Annotated in this window: 24 protein-coding genes; 8 read left to right on the top strand and 16 right to left on the bottom strand. The window is 72.1% G+C overall.

The window, feature by feature from the left end:
* Positions 1–3 precede the first annotated feature (3 nt).
* From B086_RS0114320 to B086_RS0114300, 5 genes are all read right to left on the bottom strand, one after another.
* On the bottom strand, positions 4–1,602 hold the full coding sequence (locus B086_RS0114320; protein ID WP_018567104.1) for an acyl-CoA carboxylase subunit beta: 1,599 nt from the start codon (positions 1,600–1,602) through the stop codon (positions 4–6).
* Positions 1,599–3,287, bottom strand: a complete 1,689-nt coding sequence (locus B086_RS0114315) for an acyclic terpene utilization AtuA family protein (protein ID WP_018567103.1) — start codon at positions 3,285–3,287, stop codon at positions 1,599–1,601. The genes B086_RS0114320 and B086_RS0114315 overlap by 4 nt, the downstream gene beginning before the upstream one ends.
* On the bottom strand, positions 3,284–4,087 hold the full coding sequence (locus B086_RS0114310) for a TIGR03084 family metal-binding protein (protein ID WP_018567102.1): 804 nt from the start codon (positions 4,085–4,087) through the stop codon (positions 3,284–3,286). Before B086_RS0114310 ends, B086_RS0114315 begins: the two co-directional genes overlap by 4 nt.
* Positions 4,088–4,178: 91 nt before the next feature.
* Positions 4,179–5,162 (bottom strand): EamA family transporter, encoded by a 984-nt coding sequence (locus B086_RS0114305; protein ID WP_078531092.1) that lies wholly within the window; start codon positions 5,160–5,162, stop codon positions 4,179–4,181.
* A 216-nt stretch (positions 5,163–5,378) separates the two neighbouring features.
* On the bottom strand, positions 5,379–8,366 hold the full coding sequence (locus B086_RS0114300) for an FAD-binding and (Fe-S)-binding domain-containing protein (protein WP_018567100.1): 2,988 nt from the start codon (positions 8,364–8,366) through the stop codon (positions 5,379–5,381).
* A 156-nt stretch (positions 8,367–8,522) separates the two neighbouring features.
* Between B086_RS0114300 and serC the strand changes: the two genes are divergently transcribed.
* Entirely contained in the window at positions 8,523–9,641 is a 1,119-nt protein-coding gene (gene serC / locus B086_RS0114295; RefSeq protein WP_018567099.1) for a phosphoserine transaminase, read from the top strand.
* 97 nt (positions 9,642–9,738) lie between these two features.
* Here the strand turns inward: serC and B086_RS0114290 are convergent, their stop codons facing one another.
* The gene (locus tag B086_RS0114290; protein ID WP_018567098.1) at positions 9,739–9,918 is read right to left on the bottom strand and encodes a DUF397 domain-containing protein; all 180 of its coding nucleotides are present in this window, start codon (positions 9,916–9,918) and stop codon (positions 9,739–9,741) included.
* Positions 9,915–10,784, bottom strand: coding sequence for a helix-turn-helix domain-containing protein (locus B086_RS0114285; protein WP_026252416.1), 870 nt, complete (start codon positions 10,782–10,784; stop codon positions 9,915–9,917). Before B086_RS0114285 ends, B086_RS0114290 begins: the two co-directional genes overlap by 4 nt.
* A gap of 138 nt (positions 10,785–10,922) precedes the next feature.
* On the opposite strand from B086_RS0114285, the gene B086_RS0114280 reads away from it, so the two are divergent.
* Positions 10,923–11,339, top strand: a complete 417-nt coding sequence (locus B086_RS0114280) for an ATP-binding protein (RefSeq protein ID WP_018567096.1) — start codon at positions 10,923–10,925, stop codon at positions 11,337–11,339.
* On the opposite strand, the gene B086_RS0114275 is transcribed toward B086_RS0114280, so the two are convergent.
* Together B086_RS0114275 and B086_RS0114270 are read right to left on the bottom strand one after the other, a co-directional pair.
* Positions 11,329–12,177 carry a helix-turn-helix domain-containing protein gene (locus B086_RS0114275; RefSeq protein WP_018567095.1) on the bottom strand — a complete coding sequence of 283 codons (849 nt, stop codon included), beginning with the start codon at positions 12,175–12,177 and terminating at the stop codon, positions 11,329–11,331. The two genes, B086_RS0114280 and B086_RS0114275, sit on opposite strands and share 11 nt — an antisense overlap.
* A gap of 18 nt (positions 12,178–12,195) precedes the next feature.
* Positions 12,196–12,960, bottom strand: coding sequence for a DUF6879 family protein (locus B086_RS0114270; protein WP_018567094.1), 765 nt, complete (start codon positions 12,958–12,960; stop codon positions 12,196–12,198).
* A gap of 194 nt (positions 12,961–13,154) precedes the next feature.
* Here B086_RS0114270 and B086_RS0114265 point away from each other — a divergent pair, with 194 nt between their 5' ends.
* Both B086_RS0114265 and B086_RS42820 read left to right on the top strand, forming a co-directional pair.
* Positions 13,155–13,382, top strand: coding sequence for a DUF397 domain-containing protein (locus B086_RS0114265; protein WP_018567093.1), 228 nt, complete (start codon positions 13,155–13,157; stop codon positions 13,380–13,382).
* A 5-nt stretch (positions 13,383–13,387) separates the two neighbouring features.
* The gene (locus B086_RS42820; protein WP_078531088.1) at positions 13,388–13,912 is read left to right on the top strand and encodes a hypothetical protein; all 525 of its coding nucleotides are present in this window, start codon (positions 13,388–13,390) and stop codon (positions 13,910–13,912) included.
* Here B086_RS42820 and B086_RS0114260 read toward each other — a convergent pair.
* From B086_RS0114260 to B086_RS0114250, 3 genes are all read right to left on the bottom strand, one after another.
* A complete protein-coding gene (locus tag B086_RS0114260; protein WP_018567092.1) occupies positions 13,848–14,210 on the bottom strand; it encodes a hypothetical protein in 363 nt (120 codons plus the stop codon). The two genes, B086_RS42820 and B086_RS0114260, sit on opposite strands and share 65 nt — an antisense overlap.
* 55 nt (positions 14,211–14,265) lie before the next feature.
* Positions 14,266–15,606, bottom strand: coding sequence for a M48 family metallopeptidase (locus B086_RS0114255; protein ID WP_018567091.1), 1,341 nt, complete (start codon positions 15,604–15,606; stop codon positions 14,266–14,268).
* 100 nt (positions 15,607–15,706) lie between these two features.
* Entirely contained in the window at positions 15,707–16,702 is a 996-nt protein-coding gene (locus B086_RS0114250; RefSeq protein ID WP_018567090.1) for a hypothetical protein, read from the bottom strand.
* Positions 16,703–16,856: 154 nt separating this feature from the next.
* Between B086_RS0114250 and B086_RS0114245 the strand changes: the two genes are divergently transcribed.
* The 3 genes from B086_RS0114245 (at position 16,857) to B086_RS0114235 (ending at position 19,279) form a co-directional block, all read left to right on the top strand.
* The gene (locus tag B086_RS0114245; protein WP_018567089.1) at positions 16,857–17,546 is read left to right on the top strand and encodes a GDSL-type esterase/lipase family protein; all 690 of its coding nucleotides are present in this window, start codon (positions 16,857–16,859) and stop codon (positions 17,544–17,546) included.
* A 96-nt stretch (positions 17,547–17,642) separates the two neighbouring features.
* Positions 17,643–18,239: a Uma2 family endonuclease gene (locus B086_RS0114240; protein ID WP_018567088.1), complete on the top strand. Its 597-nt coding sequence runs from the start codon at positions 17,643–17,645 to the stop codon at positions 18,237–18,239.
* A 50-nt stretch (positions 18,240–18,289) separates the two neighbouring features.
* The gene (locus B086_RS0114235) at positions 18,290–19,279 is read left to right on the top strand and encodes an aldo/keto reductase (protein ID WP_018567087.1); all 990 of its coding nucleotides are present in this window, start codon (positions 18,290–18,292) and stop codon (positions 19,277–19,279) included.
* A 178-nt stretch (positions 19,280–19,457) separates the two neighbouring features.
* On the opposite strand, the gene thpR is transcribed toward B086_RS0114235, so the two are convergent.
* The 3 genes from thpR to B086_RS0114220 all read right to left on the bottom strand — a co-directional run bounded on the left by thpR (position 19,458) and on the right by B086_RS0114220 (position 22,023).
* Positions 19,458–20,042, bottom strand: coding sequence for an RNA 2',3'-cyclic phosphodiesterase (thpR, locus tag B086_RS0114230; protein ID WP_018567086.1), 585 nt, complete (start codon positions 20,040–20,042; stop codon positions 19,458–19,460).
* A gap of 165 nt (positions 20,043–20,207) precedes the next feature.
* On the bottom strand, positions 20,208–21,482 hold the full coding sequence (locus B086_RS0114225) for an MFS transporter (RefSeq protein WP_018567085.1): 1,275 nt from the start codon (positions 21,480–21,482) through the stop codon (positions 20,208–20,210).
* A gap of 103 nt (positions 21,483–21,585) precedes the next feature.
* On the bottom strand, positions 21,586–22,023 hold the full coding sequence (locus B086_RS0114220; RefSeq protein WP_018567084.1) for a MarR family winged helix-turn-helix transcriptional regulator: 438 nt from the start codon (positions 22,021–22,023) through the stop codon (positions 21,586–21,588).
* Between the two features lie 127 nt (positions 22,024–22,150).
* Between B086_RS0114220 and B086_RS0114215 the strand changes: the two genes are divergently transcribed.
* On the top strand, positions 22,151–22,363 hold the full coding sequence (locus tag B086_RS0114215; RefSeq protein WP_018567083.1) for a ribbon-helix-helix protein, CopG family: 213 nt from the start codon (positions 22,151–22,153) through the stop codon (positions 22,361–22,363).
* Between the two features lie 99 nt (positions 22,364–22,462).
* On the opposite strand, the gene B086_RS0114210 is transcribed toward B086_RS0114215, so the two are convergent.
* Positions 22,463–23,911 carry an NCS2 family permease gene (locus B086_RS0114210; protein ID WP_018567082.1) on the bottom strand — a complete coding sequence of 483 codons (1,449 nt, stop codon included), beginning with the start codon at positions 23,909–23,911 and terminating at the stop codon, positions 22,463–22,465.
* Positions 23,912–23,956 lie beyond the last annotated feature (45 nt).

Here is a 23,956-nt window from a genome sequence, read left to right as displayed (position 1 = left end):
CCCTCACATCCGGAAGACGCCGAAGCCGCCGCGGGCGCCCTCGTAGGGGGCGGTGTGGACGGCGGACAGGCACAGGCCGAGCACGGTGCGGGTGTCGCGCGGGTCGATGACGCCGTCGTCGTAGAGCCGCCCGGACAGGAACATCGGCAGCGACTCGGCCTCGATCTGCTGTTCGACCATGGCGCGCAGCGCCGCGTCCGCGTCGTCGTCGTAGGGCTGCCCCTTGGCCGCCGCCGACTGCCGGGCGACGATCGACAGGACGCCCGCGAGCTGCTGCGGGCCCATCACGGCCGACTTGGCGCTGGGCCAGGCGAACAGGAAGCGCGGGTCGTAGGCCCGCCCGCACATGCCGTAGTGCCCGGCGCCGTAGGAGGCGCCCAGGAGCACGGACAGGTGCGGGACGCGGGAGTTGGCGACCGCGTTGATCATCATGGCGCCGTGCTTGATGATGCCGCCCTGCTCATACTCGCGGCCCACCATGTAGCCGGTGGTGTTGTGCAGGAACAGCAGCGGGATGTCGCGCTGGTTCGCGAGCTGGATGAACTGCGCGGCCTTCTGCGACTCCTCGCTGAACAGCACCCCCCGCGCGTTGGCCAGGATGCCGACCGGGTAGCCGTGCAGGCTCGCCCAGCCGGTGGCCAGGCTGGTCCCGTACAGCGGTTTGAACTCGTCGAAGTCGGAGGCGTCGACGATCCGGGCGATGACCTCGCGCGGGTCGAAGGGGACCTTCAGATCGCCCGGAACGATCCCGAGAAGGTCCTCGTTGTCGTATTTGGGTGAAAGCGCGAAGGGGGGGTCGGGATGGGCCTTGCGGTGGTTGAGCCGGGCGACGACCCGGCGCGCCTGGCGCAGCGCGTCGCGTTCGTCGACGGCGAAGTGGTCGGCGAGGCCGGACACGCGCGCGTGCATCTCGGCGCCGCCCAGCGACTCGTCGTCGCTCTCCTCACCGGTGGCCATCTTCACCAGTGGCGGCCCGCCGAGGAACACCTTGGCGCGCTCCTTGACCATGATCGTGTGGTCGGACATGCCGGGGATGTAGGCGCCGCCGGCCGTCGAGTTGCCGAAGACGACGGCGACGGTCGGGACACCGGCCGCCGAGAGCCTGGTGAGGTCCCGGAAGATGGCGCCGCCGGGGATGAAGATCTCCTTCTGGGAGGGCAGGTCGGCGCCGCCGGACTCGACCAGGCTGATGCAGGGCAGCCGGTTGGCGAGCGCGATGTCGTTGGCGCGCAGGGCCTTCTTCAGGCTCCACGGGTTGCTGGCGCCGCCGCGCACCGTCGGGTCGTTGGCGGTGATCAGGCACTCGACGCCCTCGACGACGCCGATCCCGGTGACCAGCGAGGCGCCGACGGTGTACTCGCTGCCCCAGCCGGCCAGCGGCGACAGCTCCAGGAAGGGCGTGTCGGGGTCGAGCAGCAGCTCGATGCGCTCGCGGGCGAGCAGCTTGCCGCGTCCGCGGTGCCGTTCGACGTACTTGGGGCCACCGCCCGCGAGCGCCTTGGCGTGCTCGGCCTCCAGTGCGGCGAGCCGGGCGAGCATGGCCTCGCGGTTCGCCCGGTGTTCGGCGGAGCCGGTGTCCAGGGCGGTGGGCAGGACCGTCACAGCAGAGCCTCCGGAATGTCCAGGTGGCGGGCGCGCAGCCACTCCCCGAGGGCCTTGGCCTGCGGATCGAAGCGGTGCTGGGCGGCGACGCCCTCGCCGAGGATCCCCTCGACGACGAAGTTCAGCGCGCGCAGCGCGGGCAGCGCGTGCCGGGTCACGGGCAGCGTGCGGGCCTCCGGGATCAGCTCCCGGAACCGGTCGGCGGTCAGCTCGTGCGCGAGCCACCGCCAGGCGTCGTCGGTCCGCGCCCACACCCCGACGTTGGCGCTGCCGCCCTTGTCGCCGCTGCGGGCCCCGGCGACCAGACCGAGCGGCGCCCGCCGCACCGGGCCGTCCGGCAGCGGCGGCGGCAGATCCGGCGCGGGCACGTCCGCCAGGGCGCGCGCCCGGGGCGCGGGCGGCACGGTGACACGGCGGCCGTCGTGCAGGACGGCGGTGTGCGGGATGGAGTCCTGGGGCACGTGGGCGGCCTCGAAGACGCCGTAGGGGGCGCCCTTGCCGGGCGGGGCGAGGACATGGAAGCCGGGGTATCCGGCGAGTGCCAGTTCCACGGCGGCGCCGCTGAGGGCCCGGCCCACCGCCTCCGGGTCCCGGTCGCGCACGACGAGCCGGAGCAGCGCGCTGGCCGTCTCCTCGGTGTCGGCGTCGGGCCGGTCGGTGCGCACGAGGTCCCAGCGGACCTCGGCGGGGGCGCGCTTCGCGGCGCGCAGCGTGTCGTCGAGCTGCCGCCGCACCAGCTCGGCCTTGCGCTCGATGTCGAGCCCGGTGAGGACGAAGGTGACCTCGTTGCGGAAGCCGCCGAGCCGGTTGACGCCGACCTTGAGGGTGGGCGGCGGCGCCTCCCCGCGCACCCCGTCCACCCGCACCCGGTCGGGCCCGTCCTGGCGCAGCCGTACGGTGTCCAGCCGCGTGGTGACGTCGGGCCCGGCGTAGCGGGCGCCGCCGGTCTCGTAGAGGAGCTGGGCGGTCACCGTGCCGGTGTCCACGACCCCGCCGGTGCCGGGGTGCTTGGTGAGGACCGCGCTGCCGTCGTCGTGGAGCTCGGCGAGCGGGAAGCCGGGGTGGCGCAGACGGTCGAGGGCGTGGTCGGCGAAGAAGGCGTAGTTGCCGCCGGTGACCTGCGCGCCGCACTCCAGCAGATGCCCGGCGACGGTGGCGCCCGCGAGCCGGTCCCAGTCGTCGGGCCGCCAGCCGAAGTGGGCGGCGGCGGGGCCGGTGACCAGGGAGGCGTCGGTGACCCGGCCGGTGACGACGACGTCGGCGCCCGCGCTCAGGCACGCGGCGATCCCGAAGCCGCCGAGGTAGGCGTGGGCAGCGAGGCCGCCCGGGTGGGAGGCGGTGAGGTCGTCGCCCTCGACATGGGCGACACGGACGGGCAGGCCGAGCCGGTCGGCCAGTTCCCGGACCCGTTCCGCGAGCCCGGCCGGGTTCAGTCCACCCGCGTTGGCCACGATCCGCACGCCCCGCTCGTGCGCGAGGCCGAGGCACTCCTCCAGTTGCCGCAGGAAGGTGCGGGCGTATCCGGCGGCCGGGTCCTTGAGGCGGTCGCGGCCCAGGATCAGCATGGTCAGTTCGGCGAGGTAGTCGCCGGTGAGGACGTCCAGGTCACCGCCGGTGAGCATCTCGCGCATGGCGTCGAAGCGGTCGCCGTAGAAGCCGGAGGCGTTGCCGATGCGCAGCGTCACGCGGCCGTCCCCCCGTCCGTCCTCGGCGCGCGCCCGGCGCCCGGCGGTCCGGCGAACGCCTGTGCGATGTCCAGCCAGCGGCCGGCGTCCGGCCCCTCGGCGCATACCGCGAGGTCGGCGCGGTGGGCGCGCTGGGTGACCAGCAGGCAGAAGTCGAGCGCGGGGCCGGTGACGCGCTGCGCGGCGCCCTCGGGTCCGTACGTCCACAGGTCGCCGGACGGCCCGCGCACCTCCACCCGGAACTCCTCCTGCGGCACAGGCAGCCCCCGCACCCCGAACGCGAAGTCCCGCGCCCGCACCCCGATGCGCACCACATGCCTGAGCCGGTCACTGGGTGCGCGCACCACACCCAGCGCGTCCGCCACGTCCTGTCCGTGCGCCCAGGTCTCCATCAGCCGCCCGGTGGCCACCGACGCGGCCGACATGGGCGGCCCGTACCAGGGGAAACGCGCGCCGGGCGGCGCGGCCCGCAGCGCCGTGTCGAGTCCGGCGCGGCCCTCCCGCCACCGGGCCAGCAGCACATCGGACGGCAGCCCGGCGCCTTCCTCCGCGCCCCGGTCCACGAACGCGTCGGGCTCGGCGAGCGCCTTCTCCACCAGCTCCCGGAACCCGTCCGCATCGGTGACGGCGCACAGCGCGGAACGGTCCGTCCAGGCCAGGTGCGCGATCTGATGCGCCACGCTCCACCCGGGCGCGGGCGTCGCCAGCCCCCACTCCCGCGGCGCCAACCGCGCGACCAGCCGGTCGAGTTCTTCGCTTTCCTGCCGCAGATCGTCGAACACGGGTGTCGGATCGGCCATGGCAGGGAGCATGGCAGTGCCCTTGAAAACAATCAAGCGTGCTTGCATGATTTTTTACCGGGCGTAGACGCCCCGGGGCAGTGGCCCGATGTCAGGAGTCCAGTCGGGGGGCCGGGGGCTTGCCTCGGCCTATCTGGGTGCGTACCGCGCCCATGCTCGCCGCGATGACCAGGGCTATCGCGACGAGTTCCAGGGGGGCCAGGGACTGGCTGAGGACGAGGAAACCGGCCAGGGCGGCGATGGCCGGTTCCAGGCTCATGAGGATGGCGAAGGTGGCGGCGGGCAGGCGGCGCAGGGCGAGCAGTTCCAGGGTGTACGGGAGGACGGAGGACAGCACCGCCACGGCGGCGCCCAGGCCGAAGGTCGTCGGGTCGGCCAGCTTCGTGCCGGACTCCGCGATGCCCAGCGGCAGGAACAGCACCGCGCCCACCGCCATCGCCAGGGCGAGTCCGTCGGCCTGCGGGAAGCGCCGCCCGGTGCGGGCGCTGAAGACGATGTACGCCGCCCACATCGCGCCCGCGCCCACCGCGAAGGCGGCTCCGGCCCCGTCGAGTCCGCCGAAGCCACCGCCGCCGAGGAGGAAGACGCCGACCAGGGCGAGGCCCGCCCAGACCGCGTTGACCGCCCGGCGCGAGGCCACCACCGACAGGGCGAGCGGGCCGAGGACTTCGAGGGTGACGGCGGGGCCGAGGGGGATACGGGCGACGGCCTGGTAGAAGAGGCCGTTCATCGCGGCCATGGCCACACCGAACGCGACCACCGTGCCCCAGTCGGCGCGCGAGTGCCCGCGCAGCCGGGGGCGGCAGACCACCAGCAGCACGATCGCGGCGACCAGCAGCCGCAGGCTCACCACGCCCAGCGCGCCCGCCCTCGGCATCAGCGTCACCGCGAGCGCGCCGCCGAACTGCACGGACACGCACCCGGCGAGCACCAGGCCCACGGGCCCGAAGGCCCCGAAGCGGCCCGAGCCGCCGGGGGTACCCTGCGCGCCCCGTGCGTCCTGTGCGCCCTGCGCGCCACCCGGCGCCGACGCCGACGGCAGGGGTGACGAGGACGGCGACGGGACGGAGGTCATGGGTGCGGTGTCGGGGGTGCTCACGGGCGGTCCAGGGGCTGGTGCGGGAAGGGTCGGGGCGGGGGGTGGGATGGGATGGGGTGGTGCGCGCGGGGTTCGCCGCCGGGAGGGGTGGTCCGGCATGCGTCCATCGCGGTGTACTGGTACGTCCACGGTAGTGGACCAGGTCAGGCGTGTGAACCTCTTATGGAACTTACGCCCCCGCGCCGGAGACTGTCATTCCGTGGCGGCACCTCCGTCCCCGCTCGTTCCTGCGTTCGGGTCCGGGTCCGTGTCCGGGGCCGCATCGTCGTCCAGTGCCGCGGCCAGCACCTCCGCCAGGTGTCTGCCGCGCACCCCGGCGAGCTGCTCCAGCTGTGTGCGGCAGGAGAAGCCGTCCGCCAGGACCACCGTGCCGTCCGGGGCGCTGCGCACGGACGGCAGGAGCTGCTCCTCCGCGCAGGCTGTGGACACCTCCCAGTGCCCCTTCTCGAAGCCGAAGTCGCCGGCCAGGCCGCAGCAGCCGCCGGAGAGGTCGCCGGTCAGGCCCGCCGCCGTGCGCAGCCGGCGCTCCGCCTCGTCGCCGAGGACGGCGTGCTGGTGGCAGTGGGTCTGACCGGCGACGGGGCGGTCGAGGCGGGGCGGCCGCCAGCCGGGGGCGTGGCGCTCAAGGGCCTGGGCGAAGGTCAGCACGCGATCGGCGAGGCGCTGGGCGCGCGGGTCCTCGGGCAGCAGGGCGGGCAGGTCGGTGCGGAGCGCGGCGGCGCAGCTCGGTTCCAGGACGACGACCGGGGCGGTGGTCTCCAGGACCGGTTCCATCAGGTCCAGGGTGCGGCGCAGCACCGTACGGGCGCGGTCGAGCTGGCCCGTCGAGACGTAGGTGAGGCCGCAGCAGACGCGGCCCCGGCCCCGCAGGACGGAGAGCGGGTTCACGGCGGCCGATCTCCCGTCGCCGATGCGCGCACCGGGCAGCCGCAGCGTCGGCGGCAGCGCCACCCGGAGTCCGGCCGCCTCCAGCACCCGTACGGCGGCGCTGCCCACGGACGGTGACAGGTGCTCGGTGAAGGTGTCGGGCCACAGGACGACCATGTCGCCGCCGCCCGCCGGGAGCGGCCACCGCCGGGTGCGCCACCAGCGGGTGAACGGCTGGGCCGCCAGGCGTGGGATGGCGCGCTCGGGCGCGATCCCGGCCAGGCGCTTGGCGACGGCGGCCAGCGGGGGGACGGCGGCGAGCGCGTTGAGGACCGGTGCCGTGCGGGTGGCGGCCGCCCAGCGCAGCCAGCGCGGGAGCAGGCCCATGGAGTAGTGGGCGGCGGGGCGGCGGCGCCCGGCGTAGTGGTGGTGCAGGAACTCCGCCTTGTACGTGGCCATGTCGACGCCGACCGGGCAGTCCGAGCGGCAGCCCTTGCAGGCCAGGCAGAGGTCGAGGGCGTCCCGCACCTCCGTGGAGCGCCAGCCGTCGGTGATCAGCTCGCCCGCCAGCATCTCGTGCAGCAGCCGGGCGCGGCCGCGCGTGGAGTGCTCCTCGGCGCCGGTCGCCCGGAACGAGGGGCACATCACGGCGGTCCCGGACGCCTCCGTCGTACGGCACTTGGCGACGCCGACGCACCGGCGGACCGCCGCGCCGAAGTCGCCGCCGTCGGCCGGGTACCCGAAGGCGACGTCCACCGGTTCGCGCGGCAGCACGGCGAAGCGGAGGTTGGCGTCCAGCGGGGCGGGGCGGACCAGCATGCCCGGGTTGAGCAGGTCGTCGGGGTCCCAGACGGCCTTGGCGCGCTCGAACAGGGCGACCGTCGGCGCGCCGTACATCTTCGGCAGCAGCTCGGCGCGGGCCTGGCCGTCGCCGTGCTCCCCGGACAGCGAGCCACCGTGCGCGACCACCAGGTCGGCCAGCTCCTCCGAGAACAGCCGGAACCGCCCGACGCCCGCCTCGCTCAGCAGGTCGAAGTCGATGCGGACATGGATGCAGCCGTCGCCGAAGTGCCCGTACGGAGTGCCGCGCAGGTCGTGGGCCCTGAGCAGGGAGCGGAAGTCCCGCAGATAGGGGCCCAGGCGGGCGGGCGGCACCGCGCAGTCCTCCCAGCCGGGCCACGCCTCGGTGCCGTCGGGCATCCGGGTCGCCGTACCGGCCGCGTCCTCGCGGATGCGCCACAGGGCGCGCTGCGCGCGCGGATCGGTGACGACCAGGGTGTCCACGGCGTCGGCCGCGCCGGTGATCGCCTCGGCACGCGCGCGTGCCTCCGCCTCCGTGTCGCCGCCCGTCTCCACGAACAGCCAGGCGCCGCCCCGGGGCAGCCCGGACGCCGAGGCGGGCACCAGGTCGCGAGCCATGCCCTCCACGGTGAGCGGCCGGTGGGGCAGCAGGGCGGGGGCCGCCTCGGCGGCGGCGCCCTCGTCCGCGTACCCGAGCACGGCCAGCGCCCGTGCGGCCGGAGCGCGGACCAGGGACACGACCGCCTCGGTCAGCACGCCCAGGGTGCCTTCCGAGCCGCAGAAGGACCGCGCCACGTCCGCGCCGCGCTCGGGCAGCAGGGCGTCCAGCGCGTACCCGGAGATGCGGCGGGGGAGGTCGGGGAAGCCGGTGCGCAGCCGGGCCAACTCGCCCTCGGCCAGCGCGCGCAGGCCGTCCGGTGCCCCGGCCCACTCCTTGCCGAGGCGCAGCCGCTCGCCGCGCGCGGTGAGCACGGACAGCTCGCGCACGCTGTCGGCGGTCGTGCCCCAGGCCACCGAGTGGGAGCCGCACGAGTTGTTGGCGATCATGCCGCCGAGCGTGCAGCGGCTGTGCGTGGACGGGTCGGGTCCGAAGCGGAGCCCGTGCGGGGCGGCGGCCTCCTGGAGCCGGTCGAGCACCAGCCCCGGCTGGACGACGGCGGTCCGGGTCCCGGGGTCGATCTCCAGCACCCGGTTCAGGTGCCGGGTGAAGTCCAGCACCACCCCGGTGCCGGTCGCCTGGCCCGCGATCGACGTGCCGCCGCCGCGCGGGACCACCGGCACGCCGTGCTCCCGGCACACGGCGAGCGCCGCCGCCACGTCGTCGGCGTCCCGCGGCGCCACCACGCCCAGCGGGACCCGGCGGTAGTTGGAGGCGTCCATGGTGACCAGCGCCCGGGAGGTGACGTCGAAACCGACCTCGCCCCGGACGGCGCGCCGCAGGTCCGCCTCAAGAGCTGAGGTGGAGGGGGCTGAAGAGCCCGGCCGGCCCGGGAGATCCGTCTGATCCGTCATGCGTCCAGAATGCATCCGGCCACGGATCGTCACCCGAAGTTGTCCACAACGCCTCCATTCTCGTCGTACGAAATGACGAGCACACCACTAGCCGATCTCGTCTCATCGGACGGACACGGTTACGTCCCGTTTCGCCCAGCGACTACCCTCCGATCCGTGGCCGACATCGAGATCCCCGCTGACATCAAGCCCGCCGACGGACGCTTCGGCGCGGGCCCCTCCAAGGTGCGCACCGAGGCGCTGGACGCCCTCGCCGCCACCGGTACGTCCCTCCTGGGCACCTCCCACCGTCAGGCTCCCGTCAAGAACCTGGTCGGCAAGGTGCGCGAGGGCATCAGCGCACTGTTCCAGCTCCCCGAGGGCTACGAGGTGGTCCTCGGCAACGGCGGCTCCACCGCCTTCTGGGACATCGCGACCCACGGTCTGATCGAGAACAAGTCGCAGCACCTCACCTTCGGCGAGTTCAGCTCGAAGTTCGCCAAGGCAGCCAAGCTCGCGCCGTGGCTGGCCGAGCCCACCGTCGTCGCCGCCGACCCGGGCACCCACCCCGAGGCGCGGGCCGAGGCCGGCACCGACGTCTACGCCCTCACCCACAACGAGACCTCGACCGGTGTCGCCATGCCCATCCGGCGCGTGGCCGGTGCCGACGAGGGCGCGCTCGTGCTGGTCGACGCCACGTCCGGCGCGGGCGGCCTGCCGGTCGACGTCTCCGAGACCGACGTCTACTACTTCGCCCCGCAGAAGTCCTTCGCCTCCGACGGCGGCCTGTGGATCGGCGTGTTCTCCCCCGCCGCGATCGAGCGCGCCGAGCGCGTCCACGCCTCCGGCCGCCACATCCCGGAGTTCTTCTCGCTGCCCACGGCGATCGACAACTCCCGCAAGAACCAGACGTACAACACCCCGGCGCTGGCCACCCTGTTCCTGCTCAACGAGCAGCTGGAGTGGATGAACGGCCAGGGCGGCCTGGACTTCACCACCGCCCGCACCAAGGACTCCTCGAACCGTCTGTACACCTGGGCGGAGGAGTCCAAGTACGCCACCCCGTTCGTCGCCGACCCGGCCAAGCGGTCCCAGGTCATCGGCACGATCGACTTCGCCGACGAGATCGACGCCACCGCCGTCGCCAAGGCCCTGCGCGCCAACGGCATCGTCGACACCGAGCCCTACCGCAAGCTCGGCCGCAACCAGCTCCGCATCGCGATGTTCCCGGCGATCGACCCGGCGGACGTCGAGGCGCTGACGAAGTGCGTCGACTACGTGATCGAGAAGCTGTGACCGTCCGTCGCCGACGGAGACTTGCACAGTGAAGGGCGCCCCCGGAGTACGTCTCCGGGGGCGCCCTTCGTCGTGCATACGCGCGCGTGCGTGCCGCCTACGCGAACTGCTGGAGGAACGCCTGCCAGCCGTCACGGGAGACGGTGAGGAGGGGGCCGTCCTGCTGCTTGCTGTCGCGGACGGCCCGGCCGTGGCCGGCGGTGGGGGCCACCTCTACACAGTTGCTCTCCGCACCGGAGTACGACGACTTCCGGAAGGGGCCTATAGCCTCGGTCACGATGAGTCTTCCTTCAAGGTCCGCAGTACACCCCGGATGAGCTTCGCGCTCGCGTCCGGCGCCAGTGCCGCCGATCGTAGTAGGTCGTACATATTCGCGTAAGCGGCAAGGTCTTCAGGCCCTTCAAGAACCGATGTCCCTCTGAGGTTCTCCAGGGCCACCGCCTGGACCGTCGGTTCCGAGTCGAAACTGAAGGTGGAGAAGGCCGAAGTCACTGTGGCCAGTGCTCCTACGCTGAATGGGAGCACCTGCACGGTGACGTTCTTCCGCTTCCCCACTTCAAGGATCGCCGAGAGCTGTTGCCGGTGGATCTCGACGCTCACCAGCGGATGGCTGATCACCGCTTCCCAGATGACAGCGGAGTACGCGGCGCCGCCCTCGTTGATCTTCGCCTGGCGCGCCTCCCGCACCTTGAGCATCTTGGCGACGCGTTCGGAAGGCATGTAGGTGGGGCTCGTCTGGATGACGGCCTCTGTGTAAGCAGAGGTCTGGAGGAGTCCGGGTACCAGGACCTGCTGCCACTCCCGGATATAGGTCGCATCGTCCTCCAAGGCGATGTGGTCCAGGTAGTCCGGTCGCAGGTGTTCCGCGTGTTCGAGCCACCAGCCGCGCTTCTTGGAGTGCTTGGCCAAATCCTCCAGCTTGGAGCGGACTTCCAGATCTTCAATCCCGTACGCGTCCAGCAGCAGCCGCACTTCAATGACGCGCGCGGTCACGCTGCCGCTCTCAAGCCTGCTGATCCTGGCCTGGCTCGCCGCGATGACCTCTGCCGCCTGCGGCTGATCCAGCTTCGCTGCCAGCCGGTACTGCCTCAGCGCCGTTCCCAGGCGCCTGCTGCGCACGGTCGGTCGTCCACCTGCGGGCATGGTGTCTCCCCTCTCCTGGCGGTCACGATGCCACAGAGGTCACCCACCCCGAGAGCCCATCACTCGATCGAGTGGACAAGTGAATGCATTCACTGAAGCCTATTGCAGGCAACTCGGATTCGGCCCTAGCTTCCGGGCATGCCCTCCACGGAAACCTTCCGCATCCCCAAGCACCGAAGGCACGTCCCCGCCGCACGCCAACGCACCGTCAAGGCGCTCGCGGACTGGGGCATCACCGGTGAACTCGCCGACGTTGTTGCCTTATTGACGAGCGAGCTCGTCACCAACGCCGTGCTCCACTGCCGGGTCACCTACGCCCAGGTCAGGGTCACCCTCACCCTGAACGGGCCGGATCTGCTCCTGGAGGTCTCCGATCCCGACCGGGACAGACTGCCCCGGCTCCACGACGCCGCCCCGGACGAGGAGGGCGGGCGCGGGCTGGCCCTCGTGGCGGCGCTGGCCGCCGCGTGGGGGTGCCGACAGGACCCGTACACGAAGTGCGTGTGGGCCCGGTTCACGCTCACGGAGGCCCGGCAGGCCGGCGTCAGGGCTTGATGCTCCGACGGACGCGGGCGATCACTTGCTGCGCGTCGGGACCGTAGACGGCCGACTCGGCGAGTGCGTCCCAGGCCCGGCGGTAGAGAGCGATCGTTTCGGCGTCGTCGAGCCAGAGTTCGGCATGCCAGTCCTCGACCGTGACCAGCCGGTCGTCCAGCACCCAGAACCCGTTCCCGGCCGGCACGCGCAGCGGAGCATCCAGGGGCACGACCCCCAGATGGACGGTGTCCATACCCACGACACCGAGGAGCCGGTCCAGTTGAGCGGCCAGGACTTCCGGCGCGCAAACACGGGACCGAAGCGCGGCTTCCCACATCAGCAGGTTCAACCGCTTGCCCGGCTGGTACAGCCACTCCTGCCGCTTCATGCGGGCTCGCACCGCGTTCTCCGTGTCCTGCGGAGAACGGCGGAGCCCTGCATGCGACGCGAAGAGGCTCCTGGCGTAGTCAGCGGTCTGGAGAAGGCCGTTGACGACATGGTCGTCCCACACATACAGCGTTCGCGACTCGCCGACGAGGGTGTTCCACGTCTCCTGCACCGGAGCATGCCCTGCCGCGAGCAGTCGTCGCCAGGACCGGATATGGCTCTCGAAGCCCTTCAGCCGAGCCCGTAGTTCATCGAAGACGGCCGGCTGCCCGACAGCTTCGGCCCATGCCCGGAGGTCGCCGACCGTGGGCGTCTGGCGACCGCTCTCCAGCTTGCTGACCTTCGACTGGGGCCACCCCAGCCGTTGGGCCAGTTCCGTACCGGTGAGCCGGCCATCAGAGCTCTCTGAGCGCAACTCCCGCAGTCTGCGGCCCAGTTCCTCACGCGCCCTCTGGTAGTCCGTGCTCACCGGTACCCGCTCTTGCCCCTACGTGTCGCTGCGCATCTCCGCCATGAACTGCTTCCACGGTACGGCGTGGTGCCAAGCAGCATCCCGGATCATGCAGCAGCGCACCACCTCCGCGGGCTCGGTGATCAGGTCCACGTGTGTGAGCTGGTCGTCGTCATCGAAGCGCAGGAGTGCGATGAGGCGGCTGTCGAACAACCAGAAGTCCTCGGCGGGCAGCCGGAGTCGGTCGGCGTCGGCCCGCCACATGTTCCGGATGTCCTCGCCGGACTCGATGTTCCACCGCGCGTGCCCCAGCAGGTAGCGCTGGCCGGTGGTGGGCACCTCGTCCACCAGCCGCACCCGTTCGATGCGCTTCCCCTCCGCGCTCTGGGCCTGGATCGTCTTGCGGAAGGCACTGACCGGTGTGTCCTCGGTCCAGTCCTCCGAGACGTGCCCGACCTCCATGAACTGCTTCCAGGCGTCGCCGGTCTCGTCGCTCGCGTACCGCCGCCGCGTCTCCAAGCGCCACGCGGTGTGCTCGAACGTGCCGAACAGGTCGCCGAACTCGTCCAGATCGATGGTCCGCGCCTGCCGCGTCCGCTCCTTCGGCGTCCAGTCCACCAGCAGGTCGCGCGGTACCACCACGGCGACCTCCCCCTCGGAGAGGTGCTGGAGCTGTGCGACGTCGTCCTGGCCGAGCGGAGGGCCGTGCACGATCACCTCGCCACTGTCCAAGTCCTCGTGCACGGACGGGCATCCGCCACCGTTGCTCCCCGTCCCGTTGAATCGCAGCCTGCGCGCCATCCGGATCCACTCCTCAAGGCTCGACGATGTTGGCGCGCTCAGCATGTCCGTGCCTCTGCGTGAATGTCCATGCATCCAGAGTCACCGCGCGAGAATATCGGAGAATATTCGCGCCTGAGTCGACCCCTTCCCGCCTAGCTTCGTCACGCAGAGAAGTCAGGCCGCCACATGGCGACACGGGAAGGACAGAACCCATGCTCAACGCAGACGACGACCTCTACGCCCTCGACCTCACCGACGCCTCCTTCGTCACAGCCTGCGGAGGCCCCTGCACCGAGGGGTGCGTGACCCTCGCCCGCATCGGCGTGGACGCCTGGGCCCTCGGGGACAGCAAGCGGCCGGACGCCGAGCCGCTGCGGTTCACCTCGGAGGAGCTGAGCGCGGCCGGGATCGATCCGACCCGGTTCGGGCTGCCGTTCTGACCCCGGTGCACCACCACGGCTACCTGTGGACCGGCCCGAAGGACCGTTTCGACCAGGACGCGCTGCGGCGCCCGCCGCACCCCGAGCCGCCCCCACCCGGCAGCCGGCCGGAGCTGGTCCAGCGGTACCGGGAGGTCGCCGCCGCGTTCCCGGACTCGGAGCTTCCGCCGCTGGAGACGTCGTACTGGCTGGTCAAGCCGGGCACGGCGGTGCGGGGCACCTGGCAGGAGCCAGCGGGGGCGGTGGACTGGCTCGGTGGGCGACTGGGCGCGTACGCACCACGGTTCGCGAGCGGGGCGGCTCGCGAACCGGGCCGCCTGGCCGCCCTCGTCAGCGCCGCCGCCGAGCGGCTGCGGGCAGGCGGTGACGTGGCCCTCGGGTTCTATCTGGAGCGGCCCTCGTACCTCTCCCTCGCCGTGGTGACCTGCTCGCCGAACCGGCTGCGTCCCCGCCTGCCGTGTCCGCTCACGCCGCGAACCACGGAACCCGGCAGGCGTGCGGAGCATCGCCCTCCGGGCACAGGGCGGTGAGGACCTGCTTGCGGATCGACCGCCAGGTGCGCAGGGAGCAGGCCAGACGGACATGGAGTTCGACGGGTTCGCGGGTGCCGGCCGGGCGGCCCGGGTGCTCGTAGAACCACTGTTCCGCGAGGAAGTCGTACATCTCGGCGGTCGTCAAACCGGTCCCGCTGCCAGGCAGTTCGCGGCGCACCTCCTGGCCCAGGAGCCGGGCGCCGCGGGACCGCGCGGCCTCCTGGACGAGGCCGGTGACCCAGGCCAGGCCCTGCTCGTCGGCGTAGAGGCCGAACCTCAGGGTGCGTGTCCTCATGTCCGCGGTCTCCTCCGCTCGCGTGCGGCGCGGCGCCGCGCCGTCCGGCCGGTGCTCAGGCGACGCCGTCCCGGACGATACTGCGGGCCACCTCGGCGCGCGCGGTGGCGAGTTCGGCGGCGATCCGCCGCTGCCGGGCCTCGTCGAGGACCACGGCGGGCTCGGCGGGCGGGCCGGTCAGGAGGAACGCGCGCCTGAGGTGGGTCGGCGGGTGGGTGGAGTCGACGCTGTGGCCGCGCCGGGCGCCGACGCGCCGCTGACGCTCGTACTCGTGCTCGGGTACGGACGCCAGGTGTGCGGCCAGCCGCGTCCAGAGGTCGCCCCCGTCCCGGGCGCCCGCCGCGTTCCTGCGGGCCGAACGCGCCCCGGCCAACGCCGCGTTGTTGGACTCGCGGCGCAGGAACACGTCGATGGAGTCCAGCACCAGCATCTGGTCCATCAGACCCGCGGCGGCCTCGGTGGAGGCGGTGCGGGCGGCCTCCCGGTCGGCCAGGTACTCGGCCCGCTGGGTCGCCCGCAGGGTGAGGTGGTCGAGCAGGGACAGCGTCCCCTGGACGAGCAGCAGGGGCACCGCGTAGACCGCGTTCACGATCATCTCGCCGAGGGACGGCCGCGGGGTCGGCAGGAAGTAGTAGCGCCAGGTGGCCAGTGAGCGCAGCGCGCTGCCCACCACCCTGCCGTGCCGGGTGTCGCCGTTGGCGTAGTGGCCCAGCTCATGGCCCAGGAGCGCGACCCGCTGCTGCGGCGTCAGCACCTCCCACAGGGGCAGGCCCAGATCCAGGGCGCGGCGTCCGCGCAAGCCGCGGGAGATGACACTGGCGTTGATCTCCTTGCCGACGCTGATCGTGTCCACGCCGCGGGTGCCGACGGCCCGTGCGACCTCGTCGACGAGCGCGTACAGCTCCGGCGCGTCGGCTCGGCGCAGTACGGTGCCGTCGCCGAGGGGCGAGGACAGGCGTGGCCGCAGTGCCACGGCCATCACCAGCAGCACGGCCCCCAGCAGCATCAGACCGCCGCCCCAGCCCCACACCAGGCACAGGACGCCCCCGGCCAGCAGCGCCGCGGTGACGCCGTGCACGGCGAGGGCGAGCGCGTACGCGAGGACCGAGGCACCGTCCCTCCGGGCGCGCAGGTCGGCGCCGTCGCGGGTCATCTCGGTGTGCAGCCGCTCGCCGTGCCGCCGGGCGAGCGCGCGCCGGGCCTCCTCCAGCCTGCCCTGTCCCGGCCGCTTCCCCCGCCGCTTCTCCGTCTCCTGCTTCTGCCGGTGCTCCTGGCGCTCCCCCGGGTCGACGTTCCAGTCGCAGGCGGCGCACCAGACGGTGAACCGCTCGTCGACCGGGACCCGTGCCCCGCATTCCGGACACGGGCGGGTCGTTCCCCCCACAGCGGTGGACATGACGGTGCCGCTCTCCCCTCCTCGCGGCCCCTCCCCAAGGGCCGCCCTGTGCATGACAGGGAGATCTGATCATGTCAACCCGGTCCGGTAAAGCGGCATTTCACGACCGGCGGCGCCGGAACAGCCGCCCCAGCCCGAACACCGCCAGGGCGACGGCGAGCACCGCGACGGCGCCCTTGGTGAGCTTGCCCGTGGTGCCGCTGCCCGCCGCGTCCGAGGCGCCGGACTTGCCGTCCTTGGACGACCCGGAGCCGTCCGCCCCTCCCCCGGGCGCGTCCTCCGCCTTCACGGGGCTCTCGGCGCCCTCGCTGCCGTAGAGGAGCTTGGTGCCGTCGGCGCTGTAGGTGACCGACTCGCCCTGCCGTTGCAGGGGCACGTCGAGGGTGCCGAGGCGTTTGATCTTCCCGCCGTTCCAGTCGTAGTAGATGCCGCCGAAGTAGCCGCGCACGGCGAGCCGGGTGCCGTCGGGGGAGAACGCGGCGTCGGTGGCCCACAGGTCGACGGGGGCGATCGGCCTGAAGACGTTGGTCCCGGAGGCGGACAGGTGGGCCGGGCCCTCGAAGAGGTGGCCGCCGTCCTCCTTCTTGTCGATGATGTAGACGCGTCCCGTCTTCGGGTGCACGATCAGCGACTCGGCGTTGCGGGCGCCGTCGGAGTACTTCACCACGTACTGCGTGGCCCGGACCGTCTGGTCCTTCAGCTCCTTCGGCTCGGGCAGCCGGTAGATCCACACATGGGGCCAGGTGCCGTCGAGGTTGTCGCCGATGTCGCCGACGTAGATCTCGTTGCCGGGGCCTATGGAGATCGCCTCGACGTCGCGGGGGCGGCCGATGCCCTTGAGGGTGACGGTGGCGACGGTCTTGCCGGTGCGGCTGTCCACGGCGTAGAGGTACGGACCGTCGTCGCTGTCGTTGTGGGTCCAGTAGATCCCGGGGTGCAGGTGCGAGGCGGCGAGGCCGCTGGACTCCTTGATCCTCGGGTCGGTGATGGTGAACCCGCCGTCCCCGTCGGCGGCGAGGACGGGCGAGGCGGCGGCGGGCACGGCGAACGCGCCCAAGAGCAGGGCCCCGGCAAGCAGGGCGGACGGTCGGCGCATGCCCCCAAGCCTGCCATCACCTGCGGGTGTTCAGGCGGCGTGGCCGTCCGCACACCCCAGGAACACCCTCCGGAGCAGCCCCGGAGTACCCGCGGAGCACCCCGGGAACACCCCCGGGCCGCCGCGCGCCGCGCCGATCGTCCATCATGAGCGGATGCTCAGGTTCATGCCCGTCGGTGACTCCATGACGATCGGGAGCGCGGGGGAGCACACCTGGCGCTACCGGCTGTGGCGGCATCTGCGCGCCACGTACGACGGCCCGTTCACCTTCGTCGGCCCGCGCGAGGCGCTGTACGACAAGGCAGCCGACGCGGCCGTGTCGTACGCGTACGCCGACCCCGACCCCGCTTTCCCGCGCGCCCACCTGGCCGGGTGGGGCGAGGGCTGGACGCACATGGCGCCGCTGATCGGCGAGGCGGTGCGCGCCTGCCGGGCGGACGTGCTGCTCGTCTCCCTCGGCCTGATCGACCTGGGCTTCTACACCGACGCCGGACAGACGGAGGAGAACGTGCGCGCCTTCGTCGCCGGGGCGCGCGCCAACCACCCGCGCGTCCGGATGGTGCTGCTCCCGGTCGCCCCGAACGTCCGCGCCCGCGACGACGCGCCCTTCGCCGCCCAGGTCGCCCTGTTCAACGACCTCCTCGCCAAGGCCGCCGCCGACCTCGACGAACCGCGCTCCCCGCTGCTGCTCGCCACCTGGCCCAACGGCCACGACCTCGACCGCGACACCTACGACGGCACCCACCCCAACACCCGCGGCGAACACGTCATCGCACGGGCGTTCGCGGACGCGATGCACCAGGGCTGGGGCATCGGACAGCCGTACGTGACGGGAACAGACTGACCAGAATGGCCGAATACCGGCGTCTCTCCGGCGCTGTGCGTATCGTTGTACCGCGCGGTTGCCCTCTCCGCGAGGCAGCCGGGGAGGAGCGCCACGATGACCGTCCTGGAAGACAGGATCGCGATGACCGACGCCAGTACCGAGCAGTTGGACGTGTGGTTCGAGCGTCTTGAGCGTATGCCCGTCCCCGAAGGATTCAGGGTCGAGATCGTCGGGGGCAGCGTCTTCATGACACCGCAGCGGGACACACACTGGAACATCATCTTTCGCATCGCGACAGCTGCGGCCGCCAAGTACGGGACGGAGAGGATGTTCTCCGACGTCCGCATCGACTTCCCCGGCCACCAGAACGGCTTCTGTCCGGACGTCGCCCTGCTCCGTGAGGGCGCGAAGAAGGACACCAAGGGCCACTGGCGCCACCAGGACGTCGTCTTCGTCGCCGAGGTCATCTCCGAGGGCACGGCACCGAACGACTACGGCCCCAAGAAGCTCGCCTACGCGGAGGCCGAGGTCCCCGTCTACGTCATCGCCGATCCCTACCAGGGGCGCTGCTTCGTGCACACCGACCCCAAGGACGGCGACTACGGCAGCAGGACCGTGGTCGACTTCGGTACCGACGTCGACCTGACCGGCACGACGGTCGGCCTCGTCGTGCCGACCGACGAGTTCCCCCGCGACACCCCGCGCGACTGAGGCGACTCGCTCTTGCCTGGAGCGCACTCCAAGCCGTTGGCTTGAGAGTCATGAAGTACACACAGCTCGGACGCACCGGACTCAAGGTCAGCAGGCTGGTCCTCGGCACGATGAACTTCGGTCCGCAGACCGACGAGGCGGACAGCCACGCGATCATGGACGCGGCGGTGGACGCCGGGATCAACTTCTTCGACACCGCCAATGTGTACGGCTGGGGCGAGAACAAGGGCCGTACCGAGTCGATCATCGGCAGCTGGTTCGCCCGGGGCGGCGACCGCCGGGACAAGGTCGTCCTCGCCACCAAGGTCTACGGCAACATGGGCACCGACGGCGAGCCCTGGCCCAACCACGACAAGCTCTCCGCGCTGAACATCCGGCGGGCCGTCGACGCCTCCCTCAAGCGGCTGGGCACCGACCACATCGACCTGTACCAGTTCCACCACATCGACCGCGCCACCCCCTTCGAGGAGATCTGGCAGGCCGTCGACGTCCTGGTGCGCCAGGGCAAGATCCTCTACGTCGGGTCCTCCAACTTCCCCGGGTACAAGATCGCCCAGGCGAACGAGACCGCGGCCCGGCTCGGCTCGTACGGCCTGGTCAGCGAGCAGTGCCTGTACAACCTGGTCGAGCGGCGCGCCGAGATGGAGGTCATCCCGGCCGCCCGGGACTACGGGCTCGGGGTCATCCCCTGGTCGCCGCTGCACGGCGGGCTGCTGGGCGGGGTGCTCAAGAAGCAGGCGGAGGGCGGCCGCCGCTCCGGCGGGCGCGCCGTCGACTCCCTCGCCGATCCGGAGCTGCGCGGCAAGGTCCAGGCGTACGAGGACCTGCTCGACAAGCACGGCCTCGAACCGGGCGAGACCGCGCTCGCCTGGCTGCTCACCCGGCCGGGGGTGACCGGTCCGATCGTCGGCCCGCGCACCGCCGGGCAGCTCGCGTCCGCGCTGCGCGCCGCAGAGCTGGAGCTGAGCGAGGAGCTGCTGACCGAGCTGGACGCGATCTTCCCGGGGCCGGGGCCGTCGCCGGAGGCCTTCGCCTGGTGAGGCGGAACAGGCAGCTGAGGAGGGTCCGGGGCATTTGAACGGGCGCGGGCGCGGTGGCCGTCGCCGCCGCGCCCGCGGTCACCGGCCGACCGCTGCCGCGATGGCGACGACGATCAACATCAGCACAAGCGCACCGGCCATGATCCGGTTCCGGGTTTTCGGGTCCACGCATGCGAGCCTAACCGGCGCCGCCCAGCGGCCAGCGGGCGACCGCGTCGTAGCGGGGCTGTTCGCCGGGCACCCCGGAGGCGGGCAGCAGGCTGCGGACGAGGACGATCTCGTCGACCGTCCAGGTGCGGCCGGTTAAGCCGGCCAGGGCGTCGGCGTGCGGACGGACGTCCGCCAGGGGCGGACGGCCGCGGGCCAGGGTCAGATGGGGCCGGTAGGGGCGGTGCCCGTCCGCCGCCGTACCCGGCGCGCCCGCCCTGCGGCCGGCCGCCTGGGCGCGTCCTGCCAGCAGCCGCAGCGCCGGCAGATCGCCCTCCGCGCCGGTCCACAGCGCCTTCCCGTGCCCGAACCGGCCGCCGCCGCGCAGGGCGAGCGGGAAGGGGCGGGTGCGGTGCGCGGCCTTCGCGAGGCGGGCCTCCAGCTCGGGCACGGTCTCCTCGGCGACCTCCCCGTAGAAGGCGAGCGTGAGGTGCCACCCGGCCCGCCCGGTCCAGCGCAGCCGGTCCGCGCCGGGCAGCGCGCGCAGCGCCGCCACCTCGTCCGCCAGGGCGTCCAGGACGTCCTGTGGGGGCAGGACGGCGGCGAAGAGTCTCATGGGGTCAGTGTCCCCGCCGTACGCCGGGACGTGACCTCCCGGCACGGCGACTACGCGACCGTCACCAAGGTCGGCTTCGGCGACGACATCGACCTGACCGGCACCCCCGTCGGTCTCGTCCTCAGGACCGGCGAGTTCCCCCGGGACTGGCCCGGGGGAACTCGTTCACGCCGCCGCCGCCAGTTCCTCCCGGCGCTCCCGCGGGACGAGGCCGACCCTGGGGTGGCCGCGGTGCCAGCCGACCGTGAGGCGCAGGCCGCCGAGGCGGGTCAGGACCAGGCCGATGGTGACGGCCGCGGTGAGCGAGATGAGACCGCCGAGGGCGAAGCCGACCCGGGCGCCGTAGGCGTCGGTGACCCAGCCGACCAGGGGCGCCCCCAACGGGGTGCCGCCCACGAAGACCATCATGAACAGGGCCATCACCCGGCCGCGCATGGCCGGGTCGGTGGACATCTGGACGGCCGTGTTGGCGGTGACGTTGACCGTCAGGCCGAAGACGCCGATGGGCGCCATCAGCAGCGCGAACAGCCAGTACGACGGGGCCAGCGCGGCGACGATCTCCAGCACGCCGAAGAGCGCGGCGGCGCCGACCAGCACCCGCAGCCGGGCGGTGCCGCGCCGGGCGGCGAGCAGGGCGCCGACCAGGGAGCCGACCGCCATGACGGTGTTGAAGAGGCTGTAGGCACCGGCTCCGGCATGGAAGACGTCATCGGCGTAGGCCGACAGCCACACCGGGAAGTTGAAGCCGAAGGTGCCGATGAAACCGACCAGCACGATCGGCCAGACCAGGTCGGGGCGGCCCGCGACATAACGCAGGCCCTCGCGGAGCTGGCCCTTGCCGCGCGGGGTGCGCCGGACGGCGTGCAGCTCACGGGCGCGCATCAGCAGCAGGCCGCCGATGGGCGCGACGAAGGAGAGGCCGTTGGCGAGGAAGGCCCAGCCGGTGCCGACCCCGGTGATCATGAGACCCGCGACGGCGGGGCCGACCAGCCGGGCGGACTGGAAGTTCGCCGAGTTCAGGCTGACCGCGTTCTGGAGCTGCTCGGGGCCGACCATCTCGGACACGAAGGACTGGCGGGCCGGGTTGTCCACGACCGTGGCCATGCCGACCGCGAACGCGGCGAGGTAGACGTGCCAGACCTGGACGTGGCCGGTGAGCGTGAGCGCGGCGAGCGCCAGGCCGGTGAGGGCCATCGCGGACTGGGTGACGAGCAGGGCGGGACGCTTGGGCAGCCGGTCGACGAGGACGCCGCCGTAGAGGCCGAACAGGAGCATCGGCAGGAACTGGAGGGCCGTGGTGATGCCCACGGCGGCGGAGGAGCCGGTGAGACTGAGGACCAGCCAGTCCTGGGCGATGCGCTGCATCCAGGTGCCGGTGTTGGAGACGACCTGGCCCAGGAAGAACAGCCGGTAGTTCCTGACCTTCAGCGAACTGAACATCGAGGACCTGCGGGGCGAGTCGTGGGCCGTCGGTGCGGGGGCGGAAGCTGCTCCGGATCCCGTACTCAAAGTGGGTTCGCCTCCTTGCGGCTGCTGACGTGCGTTACAGATGCGCGAGTTTCTCCAGCACGGGGGCGGCCTCGCGCAGCTTCGCCCACTCGTCCTCGTCGAGCCCGTCGACCAGGCGGGCCAGGAAGGCGTTCCGCTTGCGGCGGCTCTCCTCCAGCATGGTCTCGGCCTGCTCGGTGCGGGTGACGACCTTCTGGCGCCGGTCCTCGGGGTGCGGCTCCAGGCGGACCAGGCCCTTGGCCTCCAGCAGCGCGACGATGCGGGTCATCGACGGCGGCTGCACATGCTCCTTGCGGGCCAGTTCGCCCGGGGTGGCGCTGCCGCAGTTGGACAGGGTGCCCAGCACCGACATCTCGGTGGGGCTGAGCGACTCGTCGACCCGCTGATGCTTGAGCCGACGGGACAACCGCATCACGGCGGAGCGCAGGGAGTTCACGGCGGCTGTGTCGTCGCCATGGGTAAGGTCCGGCATGTTCTTTAGCGTAACTCATTACTCTCGCTAAAGACCACCGCGGACACGCACACCAACCGTGACCCCGGCCACTCCCGTCCGCTCACATCACTCATATGGGTGATACGGACGGGGAACGTGACACCTCATGCGGAACGGTGCCGCGACCCTCGTCTCCATGGGGACCAGCGTGCTCAGCCTGCGCGTGGACCGCGAGCTGCTCGACCGGCTCCGGTCCCATGCCGCGAAAAGAGGAATGAGCGTCCAGGACTATGTCGTCCAGACGCTCATCCGCAACGATTTCGACGAACGGTTCCGGTCCGCCGTCGAGGAGACGGACCGGTTCTACGGGGTCACCTGAGCGCCCCGGCCGCCGTCCCGCCCCCGCCCGCCAGGGCCACCGGGGCCACCGGGGCCACCGGGGCCACCGGGGCCACCGGGGCCACCGGGGCCACCGGGCTCAGGTGAGACCCAGGGCCGGCATCAGGTAGTAGAAGGCGAAGACCGCCGCGACCACGTACATCGCCACCGGCACCTCGCGGGAGCGCCCCGCGGCCAGGCGCAGCGCGACGAAGGTGATGAAGCCCATCCCGATGCCGTTGGTGATCGAGTAGGTGAACGGCATCATCAGCATCGTCACGAAGGCCGGGATCGCGATCGTGTGGTCGGCCCAGTCGATCTCCCGGATCGAGCCGGACAGGATCAGGAAGCCGACCGCGAGCAGCGCCGGGGTGGCCGCCTGGGACGGGACCATCGTGGCGATCGGGGTGAGGAAGAGCGCGACGGCGAAGAGCAGGCCGGTGACGACGTTGGCGAAGCCGGTCCGCGCGCCCTCGCCGACACCCGCCGTGGACTCCACGAAGCAGGTGGTGGCCGAGGCCGAGCTGGCACCGCCGGCGGCGACGGCGATGCCGTCGACGAAGAGCACCTTGTTCATGCCGGGCATCTGGCCCTGCGCGTCCGTCAGCCTGGCCTCGTCGCTGATGCCCATGATCGTGCCCATGGCGTCGAAGAAGCAGGACAGCAGCACGGTGAAGACGAACAGGATGCCGGTCAGCAGGCCGACCTTGTCGAAGCCGCCGAACAGGCTGACCTTGCCGAGCAGCCCGAAGTCCGGGGTGGAGACGGGGTTGCCCGGCCACTTGGGCGTGGTCAGGCCCCAGGACGTCACGTGCGCCACGGCGTTGATCACGACCGCGAGGACGGTCATGGCGACGATCGAGATGAGGATCGCGCCGGGCACCTTGCGCACGATCAGCGCGAGGGTGAGCAGCGCGCCCAGCACGAAGACCAGGACCGGCCAGCCGTTGAGGTGGCCGTCGGCGCCGAGCTGGAGCGGGACGGTGGTGTGGGCGGCGTCCGGGATGCGGGAGACGAACCCGGAGTCGACCAGGCCGATCAGCATGATGAACAGGCCGATGCCGATGGAGATGCCCTTGCGCAGGCCGAGCGGCACCGCGTTCATCACGCGCTCGCGCAGCCCGGTGGCGACCAGCAGCATCACCACGAAACCGGCGAGGACGACCATGCCCATCGCGTCCGGCCAGGACATGCGCGGGGCGAGCTGGAGCGCGACGACCGTGTTGACGCCGAGGCCGGCGGCCAGCGCGATCGGGACGTTGCCGATGACGCCCATGAGGAGCGTGGTGAAGGCCGCGGTCAGGGCGGTGGCGGTGACCAGCTGGCCGTTGTCGAGCTGGTGCCCGTACATGTCCTTCGCGCTGCCCAGGATGATCGGGTTCAGCACGATGATGTAGGCCATCGCGAAGAAGGTGGCGAAGCCGCCGCGGATCTCGCGGGGCAGGGAGCTGCCCCGCTCGGAGATCTTGAAGTAGCGGTCGAGGGCGCCGAAGGCGGGCGTTCCCGGCTTCTGGGGGGCGGGGACCTTGGCGGTGGCCGAGGTGGACATGCGGATGACCTCAGGGGTGCGGGAAGTACGTGAGTACCGGGCCGG

The organism is Streptomyces sp. PsTaAH-124, from assembly GCF_000373685.1.
Lineage (GTDB): Bacteria > Actinomycetota > Actinomycetes > Streptomycetales > Streptomycetaceae > Streptomyces > Streptomyces andamanensis.
This window is presented reverse-complemented; position numbering and strand designations above follow the sequence as displayed.